This is a genomic window from Spirosoma humi (assembly GCF_054776575.1).
Window position 1 is genome coordinate 46392 of the sequence record NZ_BAAHBR010000002.1, and the last position, 18268, is coordinate 64659.

General features: G+C 51.6%; 11 protein-coding genes. 3 read left to right on the top strand and 8 right to left on the bottom strand.

Features of this window, described 5'->3' with window-relative positions:
* From ACYU8Y_RS02075 to pbpC, 7 genes are all read right to left on the bottom strand, one after another.
* Positions 1–2379 (bottom strand): M1 family metallopeptidase, encoded by a 2379-nt coding sequence (locus ACYU8Y_RS02075; RefSeq protein ID WP_460933693.1) that lies wholly within the window; start codon positions 2377–2379, stop codon positions 1–3.
* 98 nt (positions 2380–2477) lie between these two features.
* Positions 2478–3092: a HupE/UreJ family protein gene (locus ACYU8Y_RS02080; protein ID WP_460933695.1), complete on the bottom strand. Its 615-nt coding sequence runs from the start codon at positions 3090–3092 to the stop codon at positions 2478–2480.
* Between the two features lie 3 nt (positions 3093–3095).
* Positions 3096–3608: a gamma carbonic anhydrase family protein gene (locus ACYU8Y_RS02085; RefSeq protein ID WP_460933697.1), complete on the bottom strand. Its 513-nt coding sequence runs from the start codon at positions 3606–3608 to the stop codon at positions 3096–3098.
* Between the two features lie 105 nt (positions 3609–3713).
* Positions 3714–5036: a hypothetical protein gene (locus ACYU8Y_RS02090; protein ID WP_460933699.1), complete on the bottom strand. Its 1323-nt coding sequence runs from the start codon at positions 5034–5036 to the stop codon at positions 3714–3716.
* Positions 5037–5159: 123 nt separating this feature from the next.
* Positions 5160–10763, bottom strand: a complete 5604-nt coding sequence (locus ACYU8Y_RS02095; RefSeq protein WP_460933701.1) for an alpha-2-macroglobulin family protein — start codon at positions 10761–10763, stop codon at positions 5160–5162.
* 94 nt (positions 10764–10857) lie between these two features.
* Entirely contained in the window at positions 10858–11292 is a 435-nt protein-coding gene (locus ACYU8Y_RS02100; RefSeq protein WP_460933703.1) for a nuclear transport factor 2 family protein, read from the bottom strand.
* Between the two features lie 68 nt (positions 11293–11360).
* On the bottom strand, positions 11361–13703 hold the full coding sequence (gene pbpC, locus ACYU8Y_RS02105; protein ID WP_460933705.1) for a penicillin-binding protein 1C: 2343 nt from the start codon (positions 13701–13703) through the stop codon (positions 11361–11363).
* Between the two features lie 101 nt (positions 13704–13804).
* Between pbpC and ACYU8Y_RS02110 the strand changes: the two genes are divergently transcribed.
* Positions 13805–15199: an MBL fold metallo-hydrolase gene (locus ACYU8Y_RS02110; RefSeq protein WP_460933707.1), complete on the top strand. Its 1395-nt coding sequence runs from the start codon at positions 13805–13807 to the stop codon at positions 15197–15199.
* A gap of 102 nt (positions 15200–15301) precedes the next feature.
* Here the strand turns inward: ACYU8Y_RS02110 and ACYU8Y_RS02115 are convergent, their stop codons facing one another.
* The gene (locus tag ACYU8Y_RS02115) at positions 15302–15505 is read right to left on the bottom strand and encodes a hypothetical protein (RefSeq protein ID WP_046578814.1); all 204 of its coding nucleotides are present in this window, start codon (positions 15503–15505) and stop codon (positions 15302–15304) included.
* 120 nt (positions 15506–15625) lie between these two features.
* On the opposite strand from ACYU8Y_RS02115, the gene ACYU8Y_RS02120 reads away from it, so the two are divergent.
* Positions 15626–17077 (top strand): BatD family protein, encoded by a 1452-nt coding sequence (locus ACYU8Y_RS02120; protein ID WP_460933709.1) that lies wholly within the window; start codon positions 15626–15628, stop codon positions 17075–17077.
* An 80-nt stretch (positions 17078–17157) separates the two neighbouring features.
* Positions 17158–18237: a chorismate synthase gene (gene aroC, locus ACYU8Y_RS02125; protein WP_460933711.1), complete on the top strand. Its 1080-nt coding sequence runs from the start codon at positions 17158–17160 to the stop codon at positions 18235–18237.
* Positions 18238–18268 lie beyond the last annotated feature (31 nt).

The window sequence follows — 18268 nt, forward strand, 5'->3', positions numbered from 1 at the left end:
TTAGTTTCGACCAGTGCCTTGTTTCGCCGGTGACTGCTGCCGCTGTTGTTGCATTGGATTTGGCGCAGTACCACCTCCCCGCTGCTGTTGCTTAAATAGCTGGAAACGAGTTGGCTGCGAAACCGGTGGAAAGGTGTTGTCTTCGGTGTTTATATCCGCTATCTCGTAGAAGGGGTCGAGTGTCCATTGCTTCACTTTCTTGTTGGTAGCAATCACTTTTTTGATCGACACGTCATTGAAGCGCCAGATTTCGGCTGGGAAACGGGCTACGGAATCCGTCCCATCTTCAAATTCCATCCGGACAATCACCGGCATGGGGATACCCCCTTTATTTTTCAGCGACAGCGTGTAAAAGTTTGTCCCTGCTTCGGCCATAGCCCGCTCTTCGGCCGATAGTGTGGCCAGATAGTCCTGGTATTTTTTGCGGTCTTCGTCGGTAACAGCGTATGGATCGTAGCGATTGTAAAAGTCTTTCATCGTGCTATCCTGCGCCACCACCGTCTGATCTTTGCTCAGCGCATCCCGCTGCTTGCTGATCGTATTCGCTCGTTTCTGCGCGGCAGCGCGGGCTTCGGCTTTCGTTACTTCCGGGTTTTGTGAATTTGGCTGAAACCAATCCACCTTTACCAGCGACTGATCAACGGGCTGTACGCCGTAGAACCAGCCTTTCCAGAACCAATCCAGGTCAACGCCTGAAGCATCTTCCATTGTTCGGAAAAAGTCGGCTGGTTCGGGCGATTTGAACGCCCACCGGCGAGCGTACTCTTTGAAGGCATAGTCGAACAGTTCACGACCCATCACCGTTTCACGCAGAATATTCAGGGCCGTTGCTGGTTTACTGTAGGCGTTTGGCCCAAAAGTACCCGGCAGAATGTTGTCCGAGCTACTCATAATGGGCATTTGCTTGGTCGAATCGAGCTGCATGTACGGAACGATAGACTGGGGCTCGATACCCCGCGCCGGGAAGTTGGCATCCCACTCCAGACAGGCCAATCCTTCCAGAAAACTATTCAGGCCTTCATCCATCCACGACCATTGCCGTTCGTCGGAATTAACGATCATCGGGAAGAAATTGTGTCCTACTTCGTGAATGACTACCAGAATCAGGAAGTTTTTGGTGCCTTGCGAATACGTACCGTCTTCTTCAGGCCGAGCTCCGTTGAAGCACATCATCGGGTATTCCATGCCACCAACGGGACCATGAACGGAATAAGCAACCGGATATGGGTAACCGATTGTCCGGCGAGAATAGGACCGTAACGTATGCGCGACGAGCCGGGTGGAATATTGGCCCCAAAGCGGATTTGCTTCTTTGGGATAGAGCGACATCGCCCAGACCTTTTTTCCCTCAATTGTTGGGTTCAAGGCATCCCAGATAAATTTACGGCTGCTCGAAAACGCAAAATCGCGAACGTTATCGGCTTTATAAATCCAGGTTTTCGTGCCCGTTGGCTTGCCTTTTTCGGCGGCTTCCGCTTCGGCCTGTGTCACAATGAGCGTTGGATTTTCGCCGGGTTTATCGCCTTTGCCTTTTGCTTCGTTCCAGCGTTTCTGCTGGGTAGCGGTCAGTACTTGAGCCGGGTTTTGTAACTCGCCGGTTGCACCAACAACGTGATCGTTGGGAACGGTCAGAGCTACTTTGTAATTGCCGAAAATGAGGGTGAACTCACCCTGACCCAGAAACTGCTTGTTCTGCCAGCCATTTACGTCATTATACGCGCAAAGGCGCGGAAACCACTGCGCAATTTCATACACGTAGTTACCATCTTTCGGGAAGAATTCGTACCCCGACCGGCCGCCAACGTTTTTAGCGTCGATGATGTTGAAATTCCAGTCAATAGAAAAGGTCACAGTCTTACCCGGTGCTACAGCCTGTGGCAGGTCGACCCGCATCATGGTTTGATTGATCGTGTATTTCAGGGCTTTGCCGGCCTGGTCACGAACGGAGGTGATTTTGTGCCCATAATCTTTTCCGACCAGTGCTGCGCTGGGATCTATCTGCCGCAGCGAAGAGCCCTGTTCGGGGTTGATACTGCTGGTCTTGGCGACATTGCCAGTAGCATCGGGCCGGAACAAATTCTGATCCAGCTGCAACCATAAAAAAGGAAGCGCATCGCCTGAATTATTATGGTAGGTGATGGTTTCCGATCCCGTGATTTTCTGTTTTGTATCGTCGAGCGTAGCCTTTATATCATAATCGGCGCGGTTCTGGAAGTAATCTTTTCCGGGGGCGCCCGATGCTGTTCGGAAGGTATTCGGCGTGGGTAGAATGGGGCCGAGCTGCTCGAAGCGTGTGTTAGCATGCTGTGTTGGGGCTTGCGCCTGCACCAATCCTAGCGGAATGGCCAAACTCGCCACCAGCAAAACTATCTTTTGCATAAGTTAGATTGTAGTTGTTGATAAGAGAGGTAAAAGTACGAAAAAAAGAGATTGTGCGGTTTTTGAATATGATGAGCGGAGATGCTTTATGTTTCTCTTCACTTCATCAATTCGCGTAGATACTCATTATTGATAATCAGTGATAACGCCATGCCTGCAACAAGGCCCGATACGACGAGTGTCCAGCGTAAACGGCTGCGTTTGAGTATATCAATAAGGATAAAGGCCAGCCCGAGAATGAGGCTTACAATAACCAACTGGCCCAATTCCAGGCCAATATTAAACGCCAGCAGTGGTTTAACAATAGCAGCTTCGTGGCCGAGCAGACTTCGCAGGTAGTTGGAGAACCCCATGCCATGAATCAGTCCGAAGGCTAGGGCAAGAATATATCGCCCGGAGCGATATGTTGGTGGTGTGATTGACGATCTCGATCTGGATTCCTGAAAGGAAAAGTTAATAATGGCGGTAATCAGAATGGTAATTGGAATGAGTAGCTCGATCAGGGCCGTTTTGTAATGAATGAGCTGAAGCGTTGCCAGCGCCAGTGTGATAGAGTGGCCAATGGTGAAAGCCGTAACTAGTATAAGCACCTGACGCCATTCCCGAACGGTGTAAATGGCACATAGTGCGACAACAAATAAAATATGGTCGTAACCGCTGGGATCCGTAATATGGTCGAAGCCTAAGCGGAGATAAATGAGAAAATCGTCCATGCGCTATTCCTTGAACCAGCCTGCGTACATGACATAGTTATTGGCCGTTCTGCTGAACACCTCGGCCTGCTCGGGCGAAACCGCTTTCAGGAATCGGGCCGGATTGCCCGCGTAAATAGTGCCGGGCGGAACAACAGTATGCTGAGTAACAATGGCACCGGCGGCAATGATGCTGCCCGTACCAATAACTGCCCCGTCCATCACAATGGCGCCCATGCCAATCAGCACATTATCCTCAACGGTGCAGCCATGAACGACGGCATTATGGGCAATCGATACACTGTTGCCAATAACGGTTTTGTGCCGTTGATAGGTGCAGTGAATCACCGCCCCATCCTGAATATTGGTTCGGTCGCCAATCGTAATGCTGTTGACATCCCCCCGCACAACCGCGTTGAACCAGACTGTGCAGTCGCGCCCCATGATAACCTCGCCAACGATCGTTGCGTTGTCGGCATACCAGCAGTTTTCGCCGAATTGGGGGTGGTTTCCCCGAACAGATTTAATGAGTGCCATAACGCAAAGATAGGTCTCTGACGTGGTATGTACCGTATCGTTTCAGTCGCTTACGAAAAAAGGGCTGATTCATCGAACCAGCCCTTCCTGTACAATCTTAATCAATTACTTGTTTTTCTCTAACTTCTCGGCGGCTTTGTCAAGATCCTTGCCTAGGTCGTCGATCATTTTAGACGTCTCTTTCTTCACTTTATCGAAATCGTCAGAACTCGAGCGCTGCACTTTATAGTACGAATCAGCTAATTGACGACGTTTGTCTTCGAGGTCTTTCACGCGATCTTCGCGTTTCCGGCGATCCCTCTTGCTTTCGTTTTTTACTTCGGCTTTCGCATCGTCAAGTTGCTTGTCAACTTTGTCCATCTGCTCCGAAATACGATCTGTCAAATCACGCTTGTCGCGGTCCGAACTCTGGTCGTTGGACTGACCACTGTTGCGGTTGTTGTCCCGGCTGTCGCCGTTGTTTCGGTCGTCGCGATTATCGGAATTACGACGGCTGTCGCGGTCGTTGGACGAGTTTGAGTTACGATCGTCGGAGCGATAGTTATCCTGGCGGCTGTTGCGATCATTAGTTTGATCATTGCGGTCGTCATCCCGGCGATTATCCCGATTATCATTCCGACGGTCGTCGTTCATGTTCCGGTAATCCCGGTCGTTGTCGCGTCCATCCCGCATACGGTCGTCATTCCGGCGGTTATCATTCCGATCGTTCGACGAGTAACGATCATCGTTCTGACGGTCATAATTACGGTTATCATTCCGGTAGTTATCCGACCGGCCGTTGTCTGAGTCGCGGAAATTACGGCTATCGTAGCGGTCGTTCGATGAGCGGTCATTGTAAGAACTGCGTCGGTCATCGTACCGATCATCATTGCGGTTATTGCTTGACCGGTCGTCGTAGCGATCATTGTACGAATCGCGGGAGTTCCGATTGTCGTAGCGGTCGTTCGATGACCGGTCATCATAGCGATCATTATAGGAATCGCGCCGGCTATATGAACGATCGTTGTAGTCGCGGTCCCGGTCATTGTACGAATCCTGCCGATCATACGAGCGGCTGCTATATGGATTGTTGTACGAATCGCTACCAGACATCCGGTTTGGGCCGTCTGAGTTATCACTGCGGTAACCCATCCGATCATCTGACCGATACGGATTCCGGTACGAGCTATTTTCCTGCGAACCACGTGAGTCGTTCCGGCTCATGCGGTCATCGTCCCGATCTCTGTTTCGACGGCTGAAGATACCCCCTTCATCGTCGTCGTAGCTCCGGCGGGCTTTCGGACGCTGTTGGCTTCTTGAATCCCGTTGAACAATGTCTTCCCGGCTATTCTCATTATTTCCGTAAATCAGTCGCTCCGTTGACGCGCAGGAGGATAAACCTGCCATTGCCACTAAAAGAGCACCTACTACCCATGTTTTGCGTTTCATAACGTTAGTATCATTGTGTTGAGTATATCTTTAAAATCAGCCAGACGATGTGTCAACGCTGTTTTTGTCTGATATAACAACGACACAGAGTAAATGTTAGGAATTAGTCTGTCTAAATGCCCGCTAGCGAATGAGTATAGTTCCCGCCCCATTGTAACTACGATACTCAGCATTGTACATAGCATCGGCCGAAACCGGACCCACCACAAAGCGCCCTTTCGACACGGCGCGTGCCAGGTAATAAAATGTTCGTTCGGCACCGGTGGCTGTCGTGTAAAAATTGATCCGGTCGTCGCGCAGATCAAAATGTGAAGGACGGTCCAGCGCGCCGGTCGCTGACTTGCCAATCCAGGTCATATCCCCGGCATCGCGTCCCGGTGCTCCGGTAAGGCGTGGGTTTTCCACTTCCAGTCCGGCGGGTAGCAAATCGGTTACCACCACGTTTTCAACATTCAGGCCATTCATACTGGTCAACGTAATTTTTACGACAACCAGATCATTCTGACGAATCGCATTAATTGGTTTCCCGTCGCGGCTAAGGTATTGTCGCCGAACCCGTAAACCATTGTCTTCCTCGCTGATTCTGCCGTTTGCCGGTACGCCTTCGCTCTGCGCAAAATAATAGACGTTACCGGAGCCTTTGGCACTCAGGCTAAGGGGCACGTTGGTCGGAACCCGTTTTATGTTCAGTAACGCGGTGCTCATCGTGCCAAGTGGTTTTCCGGCGGCTGTCAAGGTGGCGGTGGCTGTACTGCCAGCTGTTTGGCGCGCCAGTTTACCGAGTGCCAAGAAAGAGAACGCAGCTTCCTGCGTGTTAAGGTAGATGCTCTGTTTGAGGGTATTGGCTAACTGTCGGGCTAGAACTGGAATCTGGATATTATCGCGGTCGGTATCTACAAGGGCGTCGAGGACGAGGGCTAAGTTTCGTAAAGGCGATGCATAACTCCCGCCCGTTTGCCGCCCCGTGGTAGTATCCGAGAACCGCTTCGGTAGGAGAGCCGCGTAGCTGCGGGTGTCGCCAATACGGAAGAAGGCCGACGCCAGCAGATAGCGACTATCTGGTGTCAACGAGGCTACATTCTGCTTGTAATAGTTCATGGCCGACCGATTGGGCTTACCCGCTACCGCAAGCGCATAAAGTGCGTAGACACTGGTGCGACTTGTTACCTGACTTACGGTTCGGCTCGACTGACCTTCACGCACTGTAACCGCATTTTCGGTGGCGGGGCTGTTGGTAAGGGTTGTCAGATAGTCGATGGCTGAACTTAGCACCGATGAGCGCACTTCGTAGCCCGCTTCCTGGGCTTCGGCCAGAAAATGCACGGCATAGGCCGTAACCCAGGGGTCGACGGTTGAACCTGTCGTTGAACCATCTACGACCATGCCAGGCCACATACTAAACCCGCCGTTCTGTATTTGAAGCCCCTCGACTTTCTGAATTGCCTGCCGGACGTTGGAGGTCGGATTCAAATCGCTGTCGCCTGCCCGAACGAAGTATGTGTTGGCCGATAGCTGTTTGGATAAATCCGCAAAGTACAGTTGCGGAAAAGCTTTGGAAAGGGTCTGTTCCAGGCAGCCGTGTGGGTAACCCAGCAGGTAGGATAGTTCCCGGCCATACTGTGCAACCGGTGACCGGCTCAGCGTCAGGCTTGCCTGAGCGGTTCCGGGCAGAAAGCCATTGGCCAACTGGAGTGTTTGGGTCGATCCGGCAGCGACGGCACCCGCTAGCGTAGTTTTTTGCAACGAGGCCGCCGGGCGAACCGTAACGTCCGTTTTCTCCGTAAAGGTTTCGTTAAGGCTCTTGACCGTTACGGTAATGGCTCCGGCTCCGATTGCCTGTTTGGCCGAAATGCGAAACAGAGCGCGACTTTCCCGACCCGGTTGAATGGTTAGTTTCTGCATACGCACACTATCGGCTACCAATGGACCTGTCAGCATTAGACCGGCAGTGACCGTAACCGCCTGTTTGGTGGTGTTGATAAGGTTGACGGGCAACTCCAGGTTATCGCCGGGCGTTAAAAAACGGGGGACGCCGGTGCTGATAACGATGGGGTCCGCTACTTTCATGTTGGTATTGGCCGATCCGAAGGCGTTGTTCTTATAAGCAACGGCCATGACACGCAAATCGCCCGAAAACTGCGGAATGTCTATCGCAAATTCGGCTTCACCATCAGAGCCGGTTTCCAGAATGCCACTCCATAGCGCCACCAGACGAACACGCCCATTGCTGAGCGGATTAACCCGCCGTTCCAGGTCATAGCCATCGCCCCCAACACTCGATCTTGACTTTAGCGAAAGTTCGGGATAAAGCAGGGCATACAAGTCATGGCTATCTACCTCCAGGGCACGTTTCTGGTAAAAAAAGCCATGTGGATCCGGCGTTTTAAAGTTTTTTAATTGCAAAATACCCTCGTCGACAACGGCCACCGTTACCTGGGCGTTAGCCGCCGTTTTGATTCGAATAGTCTGCTTCGTTTTCGAGCGGGATTGTCCAACGGTGGTGAGGGTTACGGGAAGCTTTGTATCTGGGTCCTGTACCGAAACCGGGGCAAACCCGTGTGCCACCGTGAGGGGAAGGTTTGTGCCATCAATGGACCGGATAAGCGTAGCCGTGACGTACACATTGGGCAGATGATCCGTTCCCACCGAAAAGCTCCACTCCGCCGATTTGTTGTTGGTGGTAAGCCAGTGTTGTTCAAGCACGCGGTTGCGCTCCACGGTTACCAGTAGCTTGCCATCGAAGGGAGCTTTGAAAAGTACTTTTGCTTTGTCGCCGGTCTGGTAGGCGGGTTTGTCGAGCGTCATGAGCACCTGACCTTCCTGACTGACATCGAACGATGAAGCCGAAGTACTCCCAAAGCCATAGGCATAAAAACGGGTGGTCGCGTAAGCCGCTGCCACTGCGCCCGGCCGACGAACGCGAATTTCATATTCGCCGGAAACCGTTGGAACATACCGGAATGCCGCTTTCCCGGATTTGAACAGTAACGTGTTGGCGTACACCTGTTTCTCCCGGCGTTTGGTCGTGTATTTGATGCGGGATTGATCTCCATTACCTTCTTTTTCGATCACTGTCTGGTACTCGTAGCGGACAACCTCAACTAGTGCCGAAGCCGCCGAACGTATCTGGCCAGCCGGATCAAGGGCAACCAGATCGGCCGCGAGAGGGGTGTTGGTGGCAACGTAACTGTTGGGTATCCGTACGCCAAAAAAAGTATCCTGCGTCAGAACGTTCAGCCGCCGAAGCCGATTGACTGGGCGACCATTTTCATCAAAGACCGTGACGAAGAGTTTGCCTTCCAGCAAGCCAATGTCCTGATAAAGTGCTGAGATTGGGAATTTTTCGCTTGCCTGCCCGCTGGCATTCGTTCGGCCCTGGCGTACCTCTTTTGGAAATACATCGGTTTTGGCTTCACCATTTGTTGGCGACAGGCCGTTGGCGATGCTAAAATCATAGTCGCCGAAACCTTTGGGCGCAAACGCCTTCCGTTTCAGTTGCAGCTCCACTTCGTAAGCCCGGTCGGATGCGGGTGGGCCGAATAAATTCATTGCTGTGAGCGAAAGCGTGACCGTTTGCCCCGATTTGTAGATCGCGGGTATAGCTGGGTCAACCTGTCGATCCATCGTCACATCTACCTTGATCCGATCGGGCACAAACTCTTCGACGCTGATTGGCTCCGATGTCAGCAGGATATTGTTGGCATTCAATACCTCAACGGTATACGTGCCGGTCACGGCCGCCGGATCGAGTAGTACATCAGTAGCCACGGCACCCTGCGCATTGGTCGTTTTGCGGAATATCCGAACTTCACGGCCATTGGGGGCCAGAAGGCGGACCAGTACGGGTACTTCGCCTACGCTTTGCCAGCTCTGCGACCGGATAATGGTATTGATGTGTATCGTTTCGCCGGGGCGGTAAATGTTACGGTCACCGTACACAAACGCATCGAAACCGGATTCATTATCCCGCTTGCCGTCGACCTCAAACCGGGATGTTTCGACTTGTGTATCGGGCAAAAACAGAAAGTTGAAATCGTCCTGATCCGATAGCCTTACAGCCGCCGTATTGGTAATGCTGGCCGTTATGAGAGCGATCTTGAAGCCAGGGGCCTTCTCGCTTACCTTCTCGAATCTGACGAAGCCCGTGCCATCCGTTTTCAGTGTATATACCGATTGGTTGTTGCTGCTGATCAGGGTGATCTCAACGCTCTGCAAGGGTTCGCCGGTTCGGATCGAGTTGGCCCAAACCAGTACTTCGTCGTTTGTATGGCGCGCTACCAACCCAATGTCAGATACCGACACGAGCTGGCTCGCCTGCAAATAGGCTTCGTTCTTCGATGATACGGAGACGAGATAGACACCTCGTAAGGGATGCTCCCGAAAGGTAGTATTATAGTCGGGCAGGGCCAGATTTAACGCCGACACGCCCCTTACTTTGGGCAAATCGGCGGTTTCGACGGTTTTGTTGACGAGCACATCACTTAGGTCGCCCGCGTCATCGTCGCTGTAAGTAAACGATCCGGATGGCCCCCACTCCCCGTTGGCTTTTTCTTTATACTCTTCGTACCGGTTTGCGCGTAAATAATTCAGGATGTTATTCTCATATACTTTCGCAATCTTGACCTGTACTTTGGGGACATTAACGATGCTAAGGCCAATATTCCGGGCGCCTTTCGACGATAGGTATAGGGCTTTCTTATTGGCAAACTGAATGCTGGCGGGCATTTTCCCAAAAAACAGATCACGGGTTGTCGGCTCCTCCAGTTTTGTTCCCAAAACGCCCCGGATCTGGTCGGTCAGTGTTAGGACATAGGTGTCTGTCTCGGTGAAATGTCCGCGGATCACGAAGCCATTCTCCGTTAGTTCAGCCGTTGTTTCAACCTGTGGCTGAATGGTGTAGTACTGACTAAGTTCCCCGGCCTGTAATTCCTGCGTCGTAATGATCTTGACGACACCCGTATTATTGTCGAAACTTGTTTGTACATCGGCGATTTCAACCTTGTAGCGGGATGGTAGTGTACTGGTTTCTTCGATGGCCTCTTTGCTAACGAAGGCTGTGTTTGGCACCTTTATCCCTTTACTTAGTTTTATGGACAGGGGCTGCTCGTTTTTCAGGGCGGGCGCATTCGTGAGCGTTAAGCCAATCGAATTTTGCGCATCGTTTGGTGTGCTTAATACCGTGAGCGGTTTTTCGTCCGACGAAACGGCTACTTTTTCAACTACGTTTGCGGCCGAAACCGGATAGTTGAAATTCAGGCGGGTTTTGGCAACGGGCTGCCCCGTTTCCCGAGCGCGCGCCCACCAGTTTTCGACGCCCGTCAGTTGCAGATACGGGGTATGAAAGGCAATGGCTTCGCCCGAAACAGTCAGGTCTTTTTTGTCAGAATTCTTCAGTAAATCGGTGGTCAGCTCGGCCCGGTAGTCCGTGGCAGGATCAAAGGCAAGGGTGGGCGAGAACACCAGTTCGTTGGGAGCCGTCCATTTGAACTTCCCCCGTACAGCCGGAATAAAGCGTATATACTGTGTTGAGTCCCAATCACCAAACTGACTGGTCGGACCGACGTTTTTGTTGAACGTAAAGGTCAAATTCTGGGTCTGCTGAACTTCGTCGTCGAAGTTGCGCCCGACAACTGAGACGTCGCTGAACGGTAAGCGCGAACATTGGGAGAGAAGAGAAAATAGCAGGCTAATGATGAGGACGTTGCGAAGGTAGGGTAAGGTTTGCATGAACGGTGGTTGTGAGGTGCCGAAGATAGACGAAAATGCCCATTCAGGATTAGTGAATGGGCTGAATTTTAGGGTTTCACTTACTGAACGGTGACTAGCGCGTGGGCGTAAACTGTACATTGACGATTTTCCAGATGCCCGCTTGTTTGGCGATCATCACCGAAAACGTAACGCTACTGTCAAAGGCCTGGCCCTGAATGTTGCCCTTCGATTTCCAGTTGCCGGTCATCACTGCCGAGTCGTTATTGTACTCGCGCGTGACCTCATCCGAAACGGTGCCTGTTTCGATAATGATCGCTCCGTCACTCACACCCTGTACCAGTAAGTCGCCGTCTACGGACTGCCCATCGAAGCTGATGACATCCAGGTCGCTCGAAATGACCCGCTCTAGTGTCTTGCTGTCTTCATCGAGCAAAGCTTTGAAGAACATATGGCCAAGCGCCGTAGGGTCCTGTGACGTTGTTGGCTGTTGCGCCGAAGCGGTAGTCGTAAACAAGAGGCTAATCAGCAGAAAGAAAGCGTAGTTCATTGCGTAGTTAATTAACTTTTTGCGGGGAAAGTGTCCATAAATTATGGAAAAGCAAAATCGGTAGACCGTTACTCATTTTTGATAATCACCCGAATATCCCGGCTCTGTCCCCGGTCGTCGGCGCAGGAAACTTTTAGCTGCCCGGGTCGTGGTTTGAAAAAGACGGCTTCCGTTGGTTTTGCCCGACGGTATAGTTTGTCGTTCAAATACCAGAATACCGTTTGTACACCCGTCGGAGCCTGACAGGCCAGTTCTAACTCGGTTTGTTGTTTGGGATTAATGAAGTACTCGCTTCCGTCATTCAAACTTGTGATTACGGGTCCCGCCTGACCGGCATTCTGACTGCCAAACACGCGTTCACAAGCTGGATTATGGGGCGGGACGGCTTCAACCGGGATATTTTGGCTCTGGTAAAACGCCCTGATCTCGGGGGATAGATTTGGATAATCCCGACGAACGGCGCCAGAATCGGGCAGGCAGTGAGCGCAGTAAGAAAGTGTACTGGCGCCGTTGGTGAAAACGGCTGTCCGGTGCTGGCATCGCCGATACCGGGAAACGCCCATGATGCAATAGTCGGTTACCGGATTCAGACAGAACTCCCCTGGAACGTCGCCCGATTCGGGGCAAATAAGTCGGCTGCTTAGTTTGAAGGCTGCTTTCGGCACCTTGAACCAACCCGCCGGTGAATTATAATCCAGCACATTAAAAAGCTGAAACAGTAACGGCGTCGCTGTGTTGGCTCCACTCAGCTCAGCCACTCCCACACCCGAAAAATTGCCAACCCAAACCCCAACCGTGTACCGCTGATTGTACCCAATGCTCCAGGCGTCGCGCCGACCGTATGAGGTGCCGGTTTTCCAGGCGATCCGTGGCAGGTGATAGCTATTGTCGAAATTGTTCGGTAAGTCAGGGCGGGTAATTTGGGTAAGCGTATGCGTAACAAGATAGGCGGCTTCGGGGGAGAGGAGAGGAGTTGGCTCCGTTCGGTGTTCCGACGAGCTGAACTGCAGAGGACTTACCCGGCCCGCATTCGCCAGACCCGTATACAAGCGAGTTATCTCTTCCAGCGTAACGCCACAGCCGCCCAGAATCATGGACAGGCCCAGGGCTTTTGCCTGTTTCCGAATGGCTGAAAAACCCGCTTTCTGGAGCGTTGAAACAAGCGTCGGAGTGCCTATTTCCTTCAATAAAGCAACCGCCGGAATGTTGAGTGAGTTGGCCAGTGCAAATTCTGCCGTAACGGGGCCGTTGAATCGTCGGTCGTAGTTGTCGGGTTCGTAGCCGCCGAAGTTGGTAGGCACGTCAGCCAGTTTTGTTTTGGGCGTAATGATGCCCGCATCGAACGCCAAGCCATATAGCAATGGTTTTAGGGCACTACCCGGCGACCGGACTGCCCGGACACCATCGACCTGTCCGCCGTCGAACGCATTACCAAAATCGGCTGAGCCGACATAGGCAACGACTTCACGAGATTGGTTATCCACAATTAACACGGCCGAATTGTGGATATTGTAGGCTCGAATACGTTTGGCATACTGCTGGACCAGCCGCTCAGTCGTCGACTGGATCGCTGGCGCAAGAACTGAATGAACAATGGGTACATTGGGGTTTTCCCGGCGCAGCCGACGCGACAAGTGCGGAGCCAGTTGGGGTGCTTCCCGCCGGTAAGCCGTAAGGGGTTCGTTCAGGGCGTCGGCGATGGTGGTTTCACCAAAAAGGTGGCTCGTTCGGAAACGGCGCAGCCAGCGGTTTCGCTCCTGCACGACAAGCGCGTTATGTATGCCCAATCGTAAGCTCGATGGCCGGTTTGGAATAATGGTCAGCGTTGTCAGTTCGGCCAGGCTCAGCAAGGCCGGTGCTTTGCCAAAATACAGCAATGACGCCGATTTGAGCCCTTCGATATTGCCGCCGTATGGAATCAGATTCAGGTACAACTGCAGAATCTCGTCCTTCGAGTAATGGAGTTCAAGTTGCAGGGCTCTGAATAGCTCGACAAACTTGCTGGCATAGGTGCGTTCGCGTGGTTCGAGCAGCCGAACGGTTTGCATGGTAATGGTCGAGGCACCTGACGTGCGTCGGCCTGTGAGTATGTTTCGGGCAGCGGCCCGGATCATCGCTATAGGATTGACACCCGGATGGTACCAGAAATATTTATCTTCTTTGAACAGGATGGCGTTGCGAAGAGCGGGCGTAATTTCGTCCAGCTCGGCATACATTCGCCATTTGTCGTCGCGGCTCAGAAAGGCGTGTAGAATAGAGCCATCACGGGCCGTAATGATGGTTGAGTAGGGAACGCGGTTCCGGATGGGAAAGAAAAAATCCAGGCCGAAAAAAATCAATAGCGCCACGAGAAGGGTTTTCATCAGACGGTATTGCCACAACCGGTTGATGATACCGCGTACATAGCTCATTAGTAATCCGAACATTGCCATACAGTGTGTTACTTCTCGGTATCCTTCGGTCTCAGAGAAGAATGCCTGCATTCCTTGACCAACGAAACCTTACGTAGAAAATGACCATTCAATTCTTTGGTGCAGCCCGAACGGTAACGGGCAGTAAGCACCTGATTACCACCACCAGCGGTACACAGATTCTGCTCGATTGCGGGTTATTTCAGGGTATTGATACCGACGAGCTTAACCAGCAGTTTGGCTTTGATCCGGCACAGGTCGACTATATGGTGCTTTCGCACGCCCATATCGACCATACCGGGCTGATTCCCCGATTGGTACGGCAGGGGTTTCAGGGACCAATTTACACGACTTCATCCACAATTGACCTCTGTGAGGTGATGCTCATGGACAGCGCCCGAATTCAGGAGCGCGATCTTGAGCGGGTCAACCAGCGACGTACCCGGCGGGGGCAGGCCGCAATTGAGCCTTTATACGATGAAGATGATGTAAAAAAGGCACTTGATCAGATGCAGGCTGTCGATTATGACAAACCCTTTGTTATTTGCGATGGGGTGACGGCTCTATTGACCGATGCAGGGCATCTGCTCGGGAGTGCATCGGTCAGCCTGACGATCCGGGAAGGAGAGGTGGAGAAAAAACTATTCTTTAGTGGCGACATTGGTCGTCCCGACGATAAAATTCTGCGTTCGCCCCAGCCGTTTCCCCAGGCTGATTACATCATCTGCGAATCGACTTACGGCGACCGACTTCACGAAGCCGAGCCTGACATGAAAGCCCATTTACTGCGTATTGTGCAGCAAACCTGCGTAGAAGGGCGGGGGAAACTGATCATTCCGGCTTTCGCCGTCGACCGGACGCAGGAGTTGATTTACGCGCTTGATCAGTTATCGAGCGAAGGACGATTGCCGAAATTACCCGTTTACATCGATAGCCCGATGTCGGTAAAAGCTACGGATGTTATGCGCGATCATGAGGAAGATTTCAATCCCGATATTCTGGCATATATCAAGAAAGATGGTGACGCCTTTCAGTTTCCCAATTTGCACTACGTTACCGATGTCGAGGAATCGAAGGCGATCAATGATCTGAAGGAGCCCTGTATCATTATTGCGCCGTCGGGTATGGCCGAAGCTGGCCGGATCAAGCATCACATCAAGAACAACATCGGCAAGGCCAATACAACCATTCTGCTCGTTGGGTATGCCTCTCCTAACAGCTTAGGTGGTGCCCTGAAGCGGGGCGACAAAGAAGTGACCATTTTCGGCGAGCGGTATGCCGTTGTTGCTCAGGTTGCCATTATGGACTCCTTCTCGGCACATGGCGATTATCGGGAGATGCTTCACTTCCTGAGTTGCCAGGATGCGGCCAAGGTTAAATCGTTATTTCTCGTGCACGGCGACTATGAAAAGCAATTGATCTGGAAAGAGCATTTGCAGGCAGCTGGATTTCAGCACATCGAGATTCCGGAGATGCGCCAGAAAGTAAGCTTGTAATGCCGTTTTCAATGTAGGCGCAGCTTTTATATAATCCCCGTAAAACACAAATCCCCCGGCTTGCAAGCCGGGGGATTTGTGTTTGCGAAAACAGGAACACCGTCAGGTGAACCGTACCCGAGCGAAACGACGATTTAAAACAGCACGATACATTTTGCCAAACTGGACGTAACACCAGCGTTTAAGTTGCTTTACCTCTTTTGGAATGAGCATTTTGATGGCTTTAGCCAGCTCTTTATCAAAAAGATTTTTATCAAAACTGACCTTCTGAAGGATCGTTTTGATATACTCAAGCATGGAAAGCATAGGGTAACATATTTTCGGTTGAAGAAGCTAGGATAGTAAGGGAGGTTGGACAGTTCATTCTTATCTTTGATACCTTAATTCGTAACGGCTGATTTCATACATTGTTGCTCAAAATTAATAATGTTTCTTGTAATATTCCGAAAAGTTGTTGTATTATTTTTTTGTTTCCTCTTCTCGGGATTTGGGCAATCTATTGATAATCTGTCATCTATTGAATTAGGCGTAACAACTTTTCCGATTGAACGGCCCTTTACCATTTCGCTCATCATTCCGAACAGCGAAACGCGTGCCACAGTTACGTTTCCTGACATCGCGGGTTTTCTCAAAAAAGGCACATCGACCAGTGTAACGCCAATCGAATCAGGCGGAAAAACGACTATTAGTCAGGTTATTACGCAGAATTACCTGGCAAAATCACCCGGCCGTTTCCGACTGCCTCCCTTTTCAATTATGGTAAATGGTGAAACAGTACGGTCGGAAGGAGCGACTCTACTTGTCCAGGCATCGGCAAATTTGTCAGTACCGGGTAGTGCAACACTCAATACCATAGCGGTAGTACCCGAAGGAGCGGCATTTTTGTCACTTCGGGCATCCAGACAAGCTATCTATACCGGTGCTGAGGTAGGACTGACGTTGTCGTTTTTTGTCGCTGACAATTATCCCTACGAACTTAGCTTTCAGGCGCTCGATAAACAGCTACAGGCAATCGTTAAAAAGATTCGTCCGGCCAATTCCTGGGAGGAAAACATGCCGATCAATGACCTGAAGCCGATTCCGGTTGTCATCCGTAAAAAGAAGTTTAGAGAGTACCGGATTTTTCAGTCGGTATTCTTTCCATTGTCCAATCAATCGTTGCGTATTCCTGCGGTGTCGCTTCAACTAAACCGTCGGCCGGTTATTGGTCCGCCAGCCTCCCAACCCGAAACGGCCGTTTTTACCAGTCGGCCTCTTACGATCAGCGTTAAGTCGTTGCCGACTCATCCCTTGCGAGGCCGCGTACCGGTGGGAACGTTTCGGCTGGAAGAATCCTTGGAGCGGCAGCGTGTAGTGGCTGGAAAGAGTGTACGCTATACGTTTTCTGTTTCAGGAAAGGGTAATATAGCCACTTTACCAGAACCTGCATTACTGAGTGGGCGATCCGAAATAGATGTCTTTCCGCCAGAAGCAAAGCACACAATTACGCATGGCGGCAATGAAATAACGGGTCGGAAAACGTTTACGTATTACATTGTGCCGCACCAGAATGGGCCGGTTTCGTTGGCGAATTATTTTCAGTGGATTTATTTCGACCCGCAAACGGGGCGTTATGATACGCTTCGGCCGCAGTTACAGCTTCAGGTGGGGGGCAGCGGATCGGGCGTTGCAACGAACGCGGCCGTGGCCGGTAGTTCAGTGGTTACGAACGGCGAAACTGTTCCGGGGGCACCGCTGGTCAATTCGATTTACGCTGGCATTGACCGAATGGACAGCACTCGGCAACCCGTTAGCGTACCGGTACTTATTCGGTCAGTAGCGAACGTATTGATTTTGATAATGTTGCTGGGGATGGTTTTTGTATTGGTTAGAAAATAGACATAAGAAGCAAAATGGACAGCTGAAAGACAGCTTGTCTTTTGGTTACTAATCGGGGGTGAAACTCCAAACTAGGTAGCATGAGTAGTACGTACGGAACATTATTCAAGATTTCTACATTCGGTGAATCGCACGGGTCCGCCATTGGTGTTGTTATTGATGGCTGCCCCGCAGGGCTGGCGTTTGATACTGATTTTATTCAACAGGAGTTGGACCGGCGGAAGCCTGGCCAATCGCGGATTACAACCCAACGGCGCGAAGCCGACGAGTTTGACGTGCTGTCCGGCGTTTTTGAGGGTTACACGCAGGGAACCCCTATTGCCCTGGTCATTCGGAATACCGATCAGCGGAGTAAAGATTATGGGCATATTTCGGAGCAGTTTCGGCCCTCCCACGCTGATTACACCTACCAGACCAAATACGGCTCGCGGGATTATAGAGGAGGGGGCCGGTCGTCGGCGCGCGAAACCGCAGCCCGTGTCGCGGCCGGGGCCGTGGCTAAATTACTGCTCGCTCAGGTGGGTGTCCAGATTACCGCGTACGTCTCGCAGGTTGGTAAACTGAAGCTCGAAAAAACCTATTCCGAGCTAAATCTGGCGCTTGCCGAAGAGAATGCCGTTCGTTGCCCTGATCCTGAAACGGCTGAGCAGATGTTTCAGTACATCGATGGCATTCGTAAACAGGGCGATTCCATTGGCGGCATTGTCGATTGCGTCGTTACGGGCCTGCCCGCTGGTCTGGGCGAACCTGTGTTCGATAAGCTCCATGCCGAACTGGGTAAAGCCATGCTCAGTATCAATGCGGTGAAAGGTTTCGAATACGGTAGCGGGTTCGACGGTGTAGAACAGCTTGGTTCTGAACACAATGACGAATTCTATATGGATGAAAACGGGCGGGTTCGCACCAAAACAAACCAGTCGGGGGGCATTCAGGGAGGAATCAGCAATGGCGAGGATATCTATTTTCGAACGGCTTTCAAACCCGTTGCCACCATTATGCAGGACCAGGACAGTGTCGACGTGCATGGACAGCCTGTAACGGTATCGGGAAAAGGTCGGCATGACCCCTGCGTGGTTCCCCGTGCCGTTCCCATTGTCGAAGCTATGGCCGCTCTGGTGCTGGTCGACATGTATTTGCGAAACAAAGCGGCCAAGGTGTAAACTGCCTCGATCCAATCAAAATTGGTATCTT

What these genes read in the sequence shown, in the direction of transcription:
- ACYU8Y_RS02115 (WP_046578814.1), bottom strand. Translation starts at nt 15,505, where the DNA reads ATGCTTTCCATGCTTGAGTATATCAAAACGATCCTTCAGAAGGTCAGT.
- aroC (WP_460933711.1), top strand. Translation starts at nt 17,158, where the DNA reads ATGAGTAGTACGTACGGAACATTATTCAAGATTTCTACATTCGGTGAA.
- ACYU8Y_RS02080 (WP_460933695.1), bottom strand. Translation starts at nt 3,092, where the DNA reads ATGGACGATTTTCTCATTTATCTCCGCTTAGGCTTCGACCATATTACG.
- ACYU8Y_RS02110 (WP_460933707.1), top strand. Translation starts at nt 13,805, where the DNA reads ATGACCATTCAATTCTTTGGTGCAGCCCGAACGGTAACGGGCAGTAAG.
- ACYU8Y_RS02095 (WP_460933701.1), bottom strand. Translation starts at nt 10,763, where the DNA reads ATGCAAACCTTACCCTACCTTCGCAACGTCCTCATCATTAGCCTGCTA.
- ACYU8Y_RS02090 (WP_460933699.1), bottom strand. Translation starts at nt 5,036, where the DNA reads ATGAAACGCAAAACATGGGTAGTAGGTGCTCTTTTAGTGGCAATGGCA.
- ACYU8Y_RS02100 (WP_460933703.1), bottom strand. Translation starts at nt 11,292, where the DNA reads ATGAACTACGCTTTCTTTCTGCTGATTAGCCTCTTGTTTACGACTACC.
- pbpC (WP_460933705.1), bottom strand. Translation starts at nt 13,703, where the DNA reads ATGAGCTATGTACGCGGTATCATCAACCGGTTGTGGCAATACCGTCTG.
- ACYU8Y_RS02120 (WP_460933709.1), top strand. Translation starts at nt 15,626, where the DNA reads ATGTTTCTTGTAATATTCCGAAAAGTTGTTGTATTATTTTTTTGTTTC.
- ACYU8Y_RS02075 (WP_460933693.1), bottom strand. Translation starts at nt 2,379, where the DNA reads ATGCAAAAGATAGTTTTGCTGGTGGCGAGTTTGGCCATTCCGCTAGGA.
- ACYU8Y_RS02085 (WP_460933697.1), bottom strand. Translation starts at nt 3,608, where the DNA reads ATGGCACTCATTAAATCTGTTCGGGGAAACCACCCCCAATTCGGCGAA.